At 35.9% G+C, this 14,066-nt stretch carries 9 protein-coding genes and 3 pseudogenes; 2 read left to right on the top strand and 10 right to left on the bottom strand.

The window, feature by feature from the left end; genetic code table 11:
- Window positions 1-424: 424 nt before the first annotated feature.
- From BLV40_RS07285 to BLV40_RS07250, 8 genes and pseudogenes are all read right to left on the bottom strand, one after another.
- The gene (locus tag BLV40_RS07285; RefSeq protein ID WP_090688554.1) at window positions 425-1,999 is read right to left on the bottom strand and encodes an AMP-binding protein; all 1,575 of its coding nucleotides are present in this window, start codon (window positions 1,997-1,999) and stop codon (window positions 425-427) included.
- A 16-nt stretch (window positions 2,000-2,015) separates the two neighbouring features.
- Complete coding sequence (locus tag BLV40_RS07280; protein ID WP_090688552.1) at window positions 2,016-3,197, bottom strand: acetyl-CoA C-acetyltransferase; 1,182 nt, start codon at window positions 3,195-3,197, stop codon at window positions 2,016-2,018.
- A gap of 6 nt (window positions 3,198-3,203) precedes the next feature.
- Complete coding sequence (locus BLV40_RS07275) at window positions 3,204-3,983, bottom strand: enoyl-CoA hydratase-related protein (RefSeq protein ID WP_026591973.1); 780 nt, start codon at window positions 3,981-3,983, stop codon at window positions 3,204-3,206.
- A 19-nt stretch (window positions 3,984-4,002) separates the two neighbouring features.
- Window positions 4,003-4,860 carry a 3-hydroxyacyl-CoA dehydrogenase family protein gene (locus BLV40_RS07270; protein ID WP_090688549.1) on the bottom strand — a complete coding sequence of 286 codons (858 nt, stop codon included), beginning with the start codon at window positions 4,858-4,860 and terminating at the stop codon, window positions 4,003-4,005.
- 91 nt (window positions 4,861-4,951) lie between these two features.
- Complete coding sequence (locus BLV40_RS07265) at window positions 4,952-7,174, bottom strand: helix-turn-helix domain-containing protein (protein ID WP_090688546.1); 2,223 nt, start codon at window positions 7,172-7,174, stop codon at window positions 4,952-4,954.
- Between the two features lie 468 nt (window positions 7,175-7,642).
- Window positions 7,643-8,926 carry an MATE family efflux transporter gene (locus BLV40_RS07260; protein ID WP_244525347.1) on the bottom strand — a complete coding sequence of 428 codons (1,284 nt, stop codon included), beginning with the start codon at window positions 8,924-8,926 and terminating at the stop codon, window positions 7,643-7,645.
- A 159-nt stretch (window positions 8,927-9,085) separates the two neighbouring features.
- Window positions 9,086-9,380 (bottom strand): annotated as a pseudogene (locus tag BLV40_RS07255) (aldehyde dehydrogenase family protein); the annotation flags it as partial.
- Between the two features lie 80 nt (window positions 9,381-9,460).
- On the bottom strand, window positions 9,461-11,080 hold the full coding sequence (locus BLV40_RS07250) for an amidohydrolase (RefSeq protein WP_090688542.1): 1,620 nt from the start codon (window positions 11,078-11,080) through the stop codon (window positions 9,461-9,463).
- A gap of 239 nt (window positions 11,081-11,319) precedes the next feature.
- On the opposite strand from BLV40_RS07250, the gene BLV40_RS07245 reads away from it, so the two are divergent.
- Together BLV40_RS07245 and BLV40_RS28450 are read left to right on the top strand one after the other, a co-directional pair.
- Entirely contained in the window at window positions 11,320-12,534 is a 1,215-nt protein-coding gene (locus BLV40_RS07245; RefSeq protein ID WP_090688538.1) for a MerR family transcriptional regulator, read from the top strand.
- Window positions 12,535-12,665 (top strand): annotated as a pseudogene (locus BLV40_RS28450) (DDE-type integrase/transposase/recombinase); the annotation flags it as partial.
- Between the two features lie 97 nt (window positions 12,666-12,762).
- Here the strand turns inward: BLV40_RS28450 and BLV40_RS07240 are convergent.
- On the bottom strand, window positions 12,763-13,413 hold the full coding sequence (locus tag BLV40_RS07240) for a DsbA family oxidoreductase (protein WP_090688535.1): 651 nt from the start codon (window positions 13,411-13,413) through the stop codon (window positions 12,763-12,765).
- 115 nt (window positions 13,414-13,528) lie between these two features.
- Window positions 13,529-13,960, bottom strand: a pseudogene (locus BLV40_RS07235) (Rrf2 family transcriptional regulator).
- Window positions 13,961-14,066 lie beyond the last annotated feature (106 nt).

Here is a 14,066-nt window from a genome sequence, read left to right as displayed (position 1 = left end):
AAAATTGAACACACTGACATTAGTCATCTAAAAAAGAATGTACCGATTACAGTACATAGAATTGATCATCAACTACCCCTAAGCCAAAGCCGCTGTCAAACCAACTGGACCAGCCCCAATAACTAATACTTGTCTCTTATAATGTTGATCATCATAACTGTTCATATATATCTCTCCTTAACATTTCGAAGTTATCATGAACGATCCAATACCGTTTTTCAGCTTGAATATCCTAGTTCTACATAAAATAGCCGGCGGGCATGATTTTAAAGTTTGATATAATCTAAGCCGGCTTTACTTGATTCATATAAATTCTAACCTTTATAAAACGCAGAATATTCAGAATTAAATTCTTAGATTTATATAAACGAAATAGCCTATCAGATTAAAACATTTCATTAATAATTAGAAAAATATTCAAGGTTTACTGAAGAGAGGAATATAACTTCTCTTTAATAACATCCTGTAATACTAGTTTCTTAATTTTTCCACTTGCTGTCATCGGCAACTCTTCCATAAAGACGATTCTATCAGGGATTTTATAATTTGCGATTTTATCTTTCACGTAATCCTTCATGGAACCTTCATCTTCAACATAATTAGGCTTTAGTTTAATCACGGCGCAAGAAATTTCGCCTAAAACAGAATCAGGTAATCCAATAATAGCTACTTCGAGCACACTAGGGTGCTTATAAAAAACTTCCTCGATTTCTCTAGGATAAATATTATATCCTCCACGAATGATCATCTCCTTTTTTCGCCCGACTATCCGTATGTAACCCCTTTCGTCTTTTGTCGCTAAATCACCCGTGTAAAACCATCCATCTTTATCAACAGCTTCTCTTGTTTGATCAGGCATTTGGTAATAACCTTTCATAACCCCAAAGCCTCTGCATACTAATTCGCCGACTTCTCCAGATGCTACTTCCTCTCGCTTTGCATCTACAATCTTTATTTCTGCACCAGGCGCTGCCTTCCCGACCGTTTCTGAACGAATCGAATCATCATCATCAAAACTAGTAAAGGTTAAACCAGCAGACGTTTCGGTTAACCCATATGATACGACAATGTCGCATCCCATGACCCTTCGAATCTTGGTGACTATTTCTTCCGGACAGGGTGCGGATGCAATAATCCCTGTACGTAATGATGTTAAATCTACTTTTGTAAAGGTAGGATGATTTAACTCGAGAATAAACATAGTAGGAACACCATGATGAATTGTGATTTTTTCTAGTTCTATAATTTTTAACGCTTTTTCTGCATTGTATTTCTCCATAAATACAATTTTGGCTGCTGACGAAATAGCTGATAAAATGCCAGGTACCATTCCAAATATATGGAAAACAGGAACAGCTATTAAAAATACATCACAGCTACTACACCGCAGCCATTCTGCTGATAGTTTAGCTGTAAAGACCACATTTTCATGTGTGAGCATCGTTCCTTTTGGTCTACCGGTTGTACCTGATGTATATAAAATGGCGAAAACATCTTCCTTTGGGTCAATTACAACTTTCGGGGCTGGAGTTTTTTGTCCTAACTCAATTAATTCATTAAAAGAATAATATCCATCTTGCTTAAAACGCACTGTGAAAATGCATTCCAGTGCGTGAGACTTTTTTGTTCCATTCAAATATGGTTTGAAGAGGTCAATATGATGAAAATCCTCCATAAGAAAAACTGCTTTTGCTTGAGAATTCTCTACTATATATTCTAGCTCTGTAGTACGATAACGTGTATTACATGGAATGAGAATAGCCCCTAATCGTGCTATAGCAAAATATATCGTTACAAATTCATTCCAATTTGGTAAGCAGACAATCACTCTGTCGCCTTTTGCAATTCCCTGCTGGGACAATGCTGACGCTATATATTCAACATGATTTTTCAACTCTCCATACGTAACACGACTATATCCATCATATAACGCCTCTTTCTCTAGGAATTTTTGAGACGAATGGTTAAGTACCTCTGGTAATGATAAATTGTAGCTCATTTTTCACCCTCCCTTCTTACAGTCGCTCCCAAATAGCAGCAATCCCTTGACCTCCACCGATACAGACAGATGATGCTCCATATTTCTTTCCCCTGCGATCAAGTTCGTAGATTAAAGATAAAGAAATTCTTGTTCCCGAAACTGCCAAAGGATGACCTAAGGCAACGGCCCCGCCATTCACATTTCCAATTTTTGGATTAAATCCTAATTCCTTTTGACAGGCCAAATATTGCGCAGAAAAGGCTTCATTGATTTCAATCAAGTCCAAATCTTCCAATTTTAGACTGGCCTTCCGCAGGGCGCCTCGGATGGCTGGTGCTGGACCGATCCCCATGAGCTCTGGTTCCACTCCGACTACATCCCAAGAAACCAATCGTGCAAGAGGCTTCAACCCTTTTTTGATTGCATATTCTTCAGAAGCTAAAACAACTGCTGCTCCGGCATCATTCATTCCACTAGCATTCCCCGGTGTAATAACCCCTCCTTCAATAAACCTAGCCTTCAATTTGCTCAGTTGTTCTATGCTCGTGTTTCTCGGATGTTCATCCGTATCAATAATCTTAGATCCCTTTTTATCCTTCACAGTAACTGGAATGATTTCTTCCTTAAAATATCCCTTCTCCATGGCGGCTAGAGTCTTTTGATGACTTAAAAAAGCATATTCATCAATTTCTTCACGAGAAAGTTTATATTTTTCCGCTAAATTTTCTGCGGTCACAGCCATAGTACAATCTCCATAAGTATCATAAAGACCGTCCCACACCCAATCTTCCATAGTAGGTGAGCCTAACGGACTCCCCCATCGCATCCCTCTAATGACATGAGGAACTTGACTCATGTTCTCAGCCCCTCCGGCTAAGACCATGTTCGCTTCTCCTGTAAGAATATATCGCGCGGCGGTTAAAATAGATTCTAGACCGCTTCCGCACAAGCGATTGACAGTTAAGGCTGGAACATGAATAGAGAGTCCCGCTTTTAACCCTACATGTCGAGCCAAATAGTGCGCATCACGGCTGGATTGTTGGACATTTCCGAACACTACTTGGTCGATTTCCTCAGGATTGACATTCGCCTTTTTTATCGCTTCCTTTGAAGCTATCGCTCCCAAATCAATGGCAGAAACATCTCGAAACGATCCGCAAAATTCTGCCAAAGGTGTACGAGCACCTTCTACTAAAACCACATCTGTCTTACTCATGAAGAATCATCTCCCTACAAAGATTGGTTTTCTTTTTTCTGTAAAGGCTGTCATCCCTTCTTTTCGATCTTCTGTGACAAATGCGGTTCCAAAACATGCGCTCTCAATTGTTAGTGCAGATTCAAGATCAACGTTGCTACCTGTATTAACAGCGGTCTTTAGCATACGCATACCAACAATTGGTTTCTGTGCCAGCTTTTCAGCCCATTCTCTAGCAGTTGATAGTAATTCTTCTGCTGGTACAACTTTGTTGACCAATTGAATTGCTAATGCTCTTTGTGCATCAAACATCTCTCCGAAATACAACAACTCTTTTGCAACTCCTTGACCTACTAACCTTTGTAAACGCTGCGTACCCCCACCTCCAGGGATAATGCCAAGGTTTACTTCAGGGAATGCAAATTTAGCTTTGTCCGAGCTTATACGTAAATCACACGTTAAAGCCAATTCAAGCCCTCCACCAAGTGCTAATCCATTAATAGCAGCGATAACGGGTTTTGATAAGTTTTCAATACTAGAAAAAGCCGCTCTTGAAATTGTATTCATTTCCATCATTCCAACTAAATCCAAGTCTAACATTTGATGAATATCCGCACCTGCCACAAATGCTTTTTCACCGCTACCTGTAAGTACGATTGCATGTACTTCGGTATTGACTTCAAGATCATGCATCAAAGAGTTCAATTCATTAAATACGTGTGTGTTTAATGGATTGAATGGCGGGCGATTTATATATACAATCGCTACTTTATTTTCAATTTCATATTGTAAAAACTCACAATTCATTTTTACTCCCCCCAATTATTCATTTGTCGTAGTCGTAGAAACCAGCCCCAGTCTTTCTCCCTAATCTTCCAGCTCTTACAAGCGATTTAAGTAGTACAGGGGGTGCAAAGCGATTATCTTTGAATTCCTCATAAAAATAATCCATTACGTGGAGACCGATATCTACACCTGCGTAATCTTGTAAAGCAAATGGACCCATTGGATAATTCAAGCCTAATGTAACCGCTTTATCAATATCTTCTGGAGATGCAACTCCCTCTTCTAAAAGTTTAATCGCTTCAATAAACTGCGGAATCATAATTCGATTTACAATAAATCCTGGTGTATCTTTTTTTACTTCTACAGTTTCCTTGTTCAGTTTCTTCGAAAATGCTTTAATTTCTTCTACTGTTTCATTGCTTGTTTTATAACCACGAACCACTTCCACTAGTTTCATAATTTGTGCCGGATTAAAAAAATGCATACCAGCAACACGTTCTGGTCTCTTTGTCGCTTCAGCAATTGCTGTGATGGACATCGATGAAGTATTAGTGGCAAGAATTACGTTTTCAGGAACAATTTCATCTAACTTTGAGAAAACTTCCTTTTTCAGTTCTAAATCTTCAATGATAGCCTCAATAACAATATCAACTTCTTTCATATCTTCGAGATCTGTTGTTACTGTAATTCGTTCCATTACTTCTTCCTTTTGCTCTACTGTCATTTTCCCTTTAGAAATACTTCTGTCTATAAACTTTTCTATTTTAGCTATAGCGTGTTGAAGATATTTCTCTTCAACATCTCGTAATATGACGTTAAACCCCGACATAGCTGCCAAATTGGCAATCCCACTTCCCATTGTGCCAGCACCGACTATGCCAACTGTTAATATACTCATCAACTTACCTCCTTATTTTTTAATTTTTCTGTATTTTTATTATAAAATAGAATAATTTAAAATAATTCCTACACAAAGTAGGAAAGAAGATTTACATTTTCAGCTTTTTGGAGGAATTCTTATAATATAAATCATATAACTTAAAAGCCATCATTAAATTCAATCTGTGTTCAGAATAATCAAGATCCACTTCTAGTAAATTTTTTATTTTCTCGATTCGATATTGAAGTGTACTTCTATGAATATAAAGCTCCTCAGACGTATCTTTAAGACTCCCATTATGATGAAGATATACTCGCAATGTTTGAAACAAATCTGCGTTTTTCCCTTCTGAATCATATAATAACGGTCCAAGATGCTTTTTTATAAATAGAGTTGCTACTGAAGAATCTTTTAAATAATGCAATACGGTATAAACGCCTAGTTCATCAAACAATGCAACCCCTCCTCTATCAAAACAATTAGATACAACATGAAGAGCTTGTATCGCCTGACGATAACAAATATAGTAATCTTGTAACTCTTTTGTTTTCCCACCTACACCTAGGAAAACTTGAACGGGCATTTTCTCCATTTCCATCCATCTCTTAATATTTCCATAAAGATTGGACCAATAATTTTTGGGATTATTTTTTTCTTTTTCTATTGGAACAAATATTATATATTCGTCTCCTTTATTTGCAAGAAGAATATCTTTGTCCACGATAGAAATCTGCATTTTTAATTGTTCCCACAGTAATGATTTTTGCGCTTGTTGTTTTAGAATATCACTATGTTTTATGTCCGTTTCATTAAACGTAATAGAAAGTGCTGAGATGCGATGCTGATCAAATAAATCCCAGTTAAATACATTAGCATGTTGAAAAATGGTTTCTCGATCCTCTATTTTTTCAACTAATAGTTTGTGGATGAAACTATCCTTGACCTGTTCTTTTGTATCTAAGACCAGTTTTTGCTTTATAAATTGAATTGAAAATACGTTTAAGGCGGAATCAATACTAATCCGCTGAAACTCATCAACTTCATCGTTCGACAGTTCAATAACAAGATAACCTAATAGGTCACCTCCACCCCTAATCCGCCAAAAAACGATCTTCGTTTCATTTATATTTTTAAGAGAAAACTCTGCGTCTCTATTTTTCTCTTGAATAATTTGATATATTGCACATTCAACTATTTCTTCAATACCCGTTTGCTTTCCAGAAGATAGGTGATACGAAATCGGACGTAAAAATCGATCTAATACAACCACTGATTTTGATAAAGTTTTACTTAAAGTTGTCGTAATGCCATTGAAATCATCTTGATCTACAGTTTCTTTGACAAGTGCCTGTTGAAAATCCAATAGTGAATGTAGCCGCTGTTTATGCTCTTTTTCATTCATATATAAACGAACGTTTTCAAGCATAGCAGCAACATGACTAGATAATAATTCAAGGACTTCTAAATCCTCATTTGTGAATACACCTTTACTTTTCGTTTCGACATGTAACACACCAATTGTTTTAAGATTTACAACTAACGGAACCGTTAATTGAGATCCACCGGTAACTTCCAAAAACGGAAAATATTCTTTTAGCATATAATTATTTTCAGTAATAATTTTTTTAGATTGATTTATTTCTCCGTATGAAGGCGGTTGAAAAGAAAAATAATTTTCTTTTTCATGATACAAATAGATGCATGCACCCATCGCGTTAGTCTCTTTCCCTGCACGCTCTACTATTTTTTCGACCACTTCTTCTATAGATGAATCTGAAAAGAGATTTTTACTAATCCATTCTACATCTAACATGGTCTTTTTTTGAGCTTCTTTTCTTTTTGCCAGAGCTATTGCTACTGCTATATCTTTTCCAAAGTCTACAAATGGCTTGTCCATTTCCATAAATAACGGAACTGCATTCATAAAACCGATAATACAGAATCCAAAACTATTTTCCTCGTCTTTTAAAGGGACAGTAAACCATGTTTGTATTTTTTCTGCTTGCAATAATTTAACCACTTCGCATTTCGTTTCCCAATTAGACTTCTCAATTGTTAAACCCTGAATGAGAAGTTTTGGCGAGCATTCTTCTATTTTTATTGGGAATGAGTCTCCAAACGTATCTGAACCGCCGCTCCATACTTTAGGAATTAAGTTCTCACTTTCTTTTAAAATAATACCAACTAAATCACAAGCTAACTTAGAACGAAATGATTCAATTAAATATTGTAACGTCTCCTCTTCCGTATCAAACTTTACAAGTTGACGTGCTGTAATACGAAGATGATTCTCAATTTTTTTTGTGAGTTTTTCCCGCTCAGTTAATTTCATAAATATGCCCCCTCTCATGTTCATTATTTTCTTATTTATTCCACTATTTGCAGCGGACTATCTTTACAGCTTCCCTTCTTTTAAACTCTATAAGGAAAAGTACCGATCCTACTCTTCTTATCTTTAATGGTATTGACATATTTACGATGAAAAAAGACAGCTTCACCTCGTTGATGAAATCTGTCCAAAATGAAATTAAATATATACGTTGTTTATAATTCATCATAACCTAGAGTGAAACATGCCATGTAGCAACTTCTAATTTCTCATATTCTTGTGATGAAATTTTTTTAACGATAAACGCCACAATTCTCCCCCCTTCAGTAACTCTTGCATCAATAAAATATTTTCTTCATTCACTACTACTTATTACTAATTCCTCTCTCATCTATCATCTGATTTATTTTCATATGATACGATTACTACATGAAATGCTCAATTTTAATCTTACATACAAATTCAATTAGATTATCTTTTTTGACCTCTATATCTCTCGTTTTTGTTCATATGCTTTAATCTTTGAAACTCTTTATACATAAAGAGAAGGGCTATCAAAAATGCAAGTATATCTGCAACTGGAATAGAATACCATACACCTTCAACTCCATACATCTTAGGGAGAAGATAAAATAACGGTAACGAAAAAAGAAAAGATCGCCCTATTCCTATAAACGTCGCCTTAGCATTTTGCTCTATTGCCTCAAAATATCCCGATATGAGCACTACAATTGCGACAAATGGAAAAGACAAGTTAAACACTCTTGTCGACCATATACTAATATCTTGTAAAGCTGCATCTCCTCCTGTAAAGAAACCAACTATCGGATCGACAAAGAAAAACAATAATACTGTCAAGAAAGCACTAGTTATGAATGTAAATATAATTCCTAACCGAGTAACTTCCCTTACCCGCTCATACAGCCTAGCACCATAATTATAGCTAATAATCGGTTGAATACCAGTTACTACCCCCATTGCAATTAAAATAAGAAAGTTAGTTATATATCCATTTTGTATGGCAAAGGCGGATATATGTAATTCTCCCCCTAATGAAGCTAACAAATTATTAATAATAATGACGGAGATAAACATAGTAAGTGAAATTGAAAATGCGGCAAATCCGGTTGCATTTACTTCCCAAATATCTCTTAACTTCATTTTCAAGTCCTTCAGCTTAGGTTTGAGCAAAGTTTTGCTAAATAGAAAATAAAAAATAAGAAGACATGGGGTCGATTGAGAAATAATATTAGCCCAAGCGGAAGCTATTATTCCATATTGAAATTTATGAAATAATAGTAGTTCCACAGCAGCTGCTAAAATGGCTCCAACAAACCAACTCCACACGCTAAGTCCCGGGCGTTCGTCAAGAATAGCAAGAATACTAAGAATAACTGCTAATACTGTAAAAGGAAACGAAAGCCACATGTAATTTCCAAACTGAATTGCATACGGTAATGCCTGATCATCCGCACCAAAAAAACGCATAAGAGGCTCATTATAAATATAACCAGCGACACCAATCATTGTTGACAGGATGATCCCAAACCAAATCGATTGACCAACAACATTTCTTGCTTCATCGATTTTTCCAGCTCCTAATCTAAGAGCAGCCACCGCTCCCGCTCCAACTCCAACTAGCGTACCTATCGCACGAGAGAGAACCATAATAGTAAAACCAATCCCCACACCCGCTAGTTCTGTTGCCCCTATATTCCCCAAAATATTCCCATCTACAAATGAAGTAACTGCCAAAAATATGTTCCCTAATATAGCAAGCAAAATATAACGGTAAAACAAATGCGTTATTTTTTTGTTCCTAATTCTCTCTCCACAAGTGCTTTCGGTTTAATATTTTCTATTTTTGGAATCTCCAAGTTTGTATGATCCATACATTACCTCCCTAAACTATATTTATTGATTAGAAAACCATCCAACCCGTTGTGCCTTATAGCTTAGATTAATTTGCTTTACTTCTGAAAATTCATCGAGTCCGTATGTTCCCCTATCCTCTACCAATTCCACTTTGTTTATAACCACCCAACCCAAATACTGTATGATTCGCCAAAGTAATCGCTTCTTCTTCATCTCTAAACTTTTGAACAACTAAAACTGGGCCAAAGATTTCTTCCTGCACATTTCTCATCTCTGGCCTAGTATTGATAAAGATTGTGGGTTCAACAAGGAAACCGCTTTCAAAACTACCATCTATACGTCATAAACCTCATCGTATGCACTATCATCCCGATTTGGAATAATAGCTCCTCCGATGAACTATATTCCCTACTCCTATCCTTTTGAAAGGACTCCTTCCCTCTGGAATACAATTTCTCCATCGACCATTGTCATATTTACTACTAAATCTTTAATATTCTGCTCTTCTGTATTCAAAATACTTTTATCTAGTACTATCAAATCCGCAAGCTTCCCAGCGTCAAGACTTCCTTTACGATCTTCTTCAAAGCTTGCATAAGCACCATTCCATGTGTACAGACGAATCGCTTCCAAAACGCTAACCCTTTGATTTCCACCTACATCAATACCATTTTTACTTTTTCTATTTACCGCAACATGTATTCCTAATAAAGGATCGCAGGAGGTTACGGGACAATCAGAACCGGCGGCAGCGATAATATCATGATTCAAATAATCACGGAGAGGATACATATGGTTTACACGCTCACCATAGTTCTTCATGTAACCTTCACCAAATTCATAGAAAAATGGCGGATTTGGTATCGGAATCACACCAAGCTTTTTCATACGTTCTTGTAAGTCGGGCTCGGCAATACCAGCATGTTCAATTCGATGTCGACTTTTTGCTCTAGGATACTTTTGCTGTGCACTTTCAATACAATTCAGAACCATTTCAATCGCTTTATCCCCTTGGGCATGTGCCGTAATTTGAAATCCTTTTTGATGTGCTCTTGTTAAAATTCTATCAATCTCTTCCTGAGTATAATAAAGAATGCCATAATCAGTAGAGTTACTCGTATATGGTTTTCTAGTTGCGATAGTTGGACCACTACTGCTTCCATCGGTAAATATTTTGGCAGGTCCAACTCTAAACTTATCGTCTCCTATACCTGTGACAATTCCTGCATCGATCATTTTATCAACGAACTCTTCCGAATTATGTAGTGCACATATCATTGCATATACACGAACGCGAACATCGCCAGCTTGCACTGCCTTAAAAATGTTTCTGAAATGATCAGGACCGTGCCCGCCCGCATCGTGAACACTTGTAATTCCATAAGAGAGAAAGTCATCAGATGCTAGTTTAAAAGCCTTGAGTAATTCTTCCTCCGTATATTTGGCGACCTCAAACATCTTCATATTGGCACTCTCAATTAATCGCCCAGTTAATTTACCAGTGTCGTCTCGTTCAATTTGAGTATGATCCAAATTTGGTGTATCTTCATCAATACCCGCTATTTCAAGAGCTTTGCTATTTACCACGCATATATGGTTGCATGTTCTCGAAATATAAATGGGATGCTCCTGAGAAACATCATCCAATTCATCGACTGTAGGATATCTTCCCTCCAAAATTGCCATTTCGTTAAATCCAGAAGCACGAATCCATTGCCCTTTTGGTGTTTCTATTTTTTTTGCCTTGAGAGCTTCTATAAGATCTTTTATAGACTTAATATGCAACTCCTTACAATCAACCCCTAATTTATTCGTTCCATGCAGCATATGTAGATGTGAATCAATAAATCCTGGAAGAAGACTTTTCCCCTGCAAATCAATAACTTTTGTATTCTCAGTAATATAAGGTTTTACATCCTCGTTTGTACCTACGGCGATAATTAGATTCCCCTTAATAGCAATAGCTTGCTCAACATCATTTTCATGATTTACCGTTATAACCTCACCATTTATGAATATAAAATCAGCGTTCACTTGAATTCCCCCTTGACGAAATTTTCGAAAAGTTGTACTTATTAATTACTACAACATTATTTTTCATAGTAGTTTGCGAATAAATCAAATAACACTCTATATTTTTTGATTATTCTGTTAATTATATGTATATTTATAATAACTGTCGGGTTGAACTTCATGTCAATACAAGTATTTTCACATTATTTCTTGAAAACATGGAGTTCATAACCACTTTTTTGTAGATCGGGGGGATATAGTTGAAAATCGGGTCTTTTGCTAAACTTTATAATGTTTCTGTGGATACAATTCGTTACTATATTGAACTAGGGTTATTAGTTCCAGAAAAAAAGGGGGCTCAGTTCCAATTGAATCAATCCTGTCTCGATGACATGGAGTTAATATTAGAACTAAAACATCTACAGTTCTCTTTGAAAGAAATTCAAAAATTTCTTTCATACAAACGTTTGACCATTAATATCGACATTAGTTATTATCAAAATCTCTTATCGGAGAAGAAAAATACGTTTGTAGAAGAAAAAAAGGAACTGAACCGATTTATTAAACTCATAGATGATAAGTTGCAATCCTTCGAGCAACCCGCTATTTCATGCAGCTATACCGGTGTACCAATATCCTTCATTCCATTTTTTTATTGTCCGTATTGCAAAGTCCAATTAAACATTAGTGATGCATCTATACGGGACAGTAATATTTCTGAAGCAAAATTAACCTGTTCATGTGGTTACTTTTCCTCAATACAAGATGGGATAGTATTGACTTCAAACCTAGAGGAATCTCCCTACTGTATCCTCAATGAAGAAACAATGAAGGAATTTACCCCAAGCTTTGTCAGCTTAAGAGAAAAAGGGGACCAATGGATGATTAAGGTATTGAAGGAACAAGATTTATCAAATAAAGTCGTAATTGAAACAAATATTGATATATCTGTCTCCTTACCAAAGTACATATCATCACTTGACTCGGATACCTTCTATATTTTTTGTGGTTTCTCTTTGACTATGATTAAAAAATTGAAGTGTTTAATTGAAAAAGTCAACTCAAAACTTCGTATTGTGTATATCCAAAATACTGACTATCTTCTCCCTCTAAAACCTGGATCAATAGATGTCGTGATAGACAGTATTACTACTAACGATGTTTGTTCGCATAAAAACGTCTTCCCAATTACCTTGTTACAGACTTATATGAACGACAGATCTAAGGTCATTGGAAATTACCTGTATTATCATGAAGGTGCAACCTCTTTACTTAATTTTCGCACCCTATACCCTAATTCACACCCACATGTCTTATACCCAAATTATCTTGAGTCTAACTTAGGGAAAGAGGGATTAAAGATTCAGCAAAGGACAATCATTGGCTCGACAGATAACCCTGGTATTTTTCTTGATTATCACGAACAAGGAGAAAAAGTTAATTTACTGGGTTATATTGCAAATCGTGCTATCTAGGTGTATCTATATCGTACCGTTGATTCAGAAGGAAATACAATTAATTTTTATTTAAACGAAACAAGAGATTAAAAGACTGCAAAGCGATTTTTTAGAAATCTTTGCAGTCTTTTCACGTTTCAAGGCCCCAAAATTTGTTGTAGTTACTGACATATTAAAGCCTCTAGGTATATAAGTTTTATAGTTTATTTAAACAAACAGATTTGACTCTTTAATTAAATATCAGACTTAGCAATATCCATCAGTCGTACATTGCATGCCATCAAATGAATTTGTTTTTTCCTTTTGTATTTCTTTATCAATTACTCTTTCTAACATTTCTTTACTAGCAAGCCCTTGAATGACTTCGTCTCCAATCATTACTGTTGGAACAGCCATAATATTCGCCTCATCATATGCATGTTGGATTGCTTTTTGATGTTTCTCTTTATATTTACGAGTTACTAAAGCATCTTTAAATTCCGCTTCAGGAAGCCCTACTTCTACCGCTAGCTTTGTTAATACATCAATATCTTCAATGTTCTGTTCTTCTTGGAAAAACGCAGTAAATACTCGGTGATGATACTCGTTTCCAAATCCATACTCCTTCGCAAATTGACATCCTTCAAAAGCTAAATGTGTATATGGGTGCGGAGAAACACGAGGTAAACGCATTTCAATTCCTAATTTTTTCGCAGTAGGAAGAATAAAAGAATCCCAAGAACTTAATTTATCTGGTTCTTGCCATGGATTGATTTTTGAATACGGGCTTGGACGTAATTCAAATGGCATCCATTCGATTTCTACATCTTTCTCCTTAGCTACCTCATCCAATGGACCTTTTGCCAAAAAACAAAATGGACAAATAAAATCAGAGTATACTTTCATTTTTACAGACATATGATTACACCTTACCTTCTTTTATCATTTCTAAATGTAACGGAGTTGGTTACATTTAGAAGAAAAAAATATGCATTCTCCTTTTTATAGAGCTCTGCATTCCTCAATTCTTATTTCAAGCATTTATTTTTTCTTGTAAAGATTGAAATAACTGCCCCATAGTAATACTTTTCAAGACCTCTTCCATTGCAGATTGTGCCTAAACTAAAATAACCTCTAAAACAGCTTGAATATTTGCTCTAATTGGACAATCTGGATTTGGTTGTTCATGAATATGAAATAACTTATCTTCCGCAACTACATTTACTGCATGGTACACATCTAATAATGTAACCTCAGTTAAATCCTTTAATAGTCCAGCCCCACCTGGCCCTCGATTTACATAAACAAACTCAGCCCGTTTTAAGTCAGGCATTATTCTTCGAATTACAACCGGATTTGTATTTATACTCTCAGCCATACATTCAGAAGTACAAATGGGGGATGAATTGTTTTCCAAAATAGATAAAATATGAACAGCTATAGAAAAGCGGCTACTAATTTTCATTATGATCACCACCTAGATGTAATCATTATAGTTACAACTAAGAGGTACGTCAATCCTTTTTATAGACTTTTTTTGGGCGTTATTATAGTGAAAAACAAACAGGCGT

Origin of the sequence: Bacillus sp. 166amftsu, from assembly GCF_900107445.1 — a bacterium.
Classification (GTDB): Bacteria; Bacillota; Bacilli; order Bacillales; family Bacillaceae_G; genus Bacillus_A; species Bacillus_A arachidis.
This window is presented reverse-complemented; position numbering and strand designations above follow the sequence as displayed.

Coding starts and splice junctions, on each gene's coding strand:
- BLV40_RS07285 (WP_090688554.1), bottom strand. CDS start 1,999: ATGAGCTACAATTTATCATTACCAGAGGTACTTAACCATTCGTCTCAA.
- BLV40_RS07280 (WP_090688552.1), bottom strand. CDS start 3,197: ATGAGTAAGACAGATGTGGTTTTAGTAGAAGGTGCTCGTACACCTTTG.
- BLV40_RS07275 (WP_026591973.1), bottom strand. CDS start 3,983: ATGAATTGTGAGTTTTTACAATATGAAATTGAAAATAAAGTAGCGATT.
- BLV40_RS07270 (WP_090688549.1), bottom strand. CDS start 4,860: ATGAGTATATTAACAGTTGGCATAGTCGGTGCTGGCACAATGGGAAGT.
- BLV40_RS07265 (WP_090688546.1), bottom strand. CDS start 7,174: ATGAAATTAACTGAGCGGGAAAAACTCACAAAAAAAATTGAGAATCAT.
- BLV40_RS07240 (WP_090688535.1), bottom strand. CDS start 13,413: ATGTCTGTAAAAATGAAAGTATACTCTGATTTTATTTGTCCATTTTGT.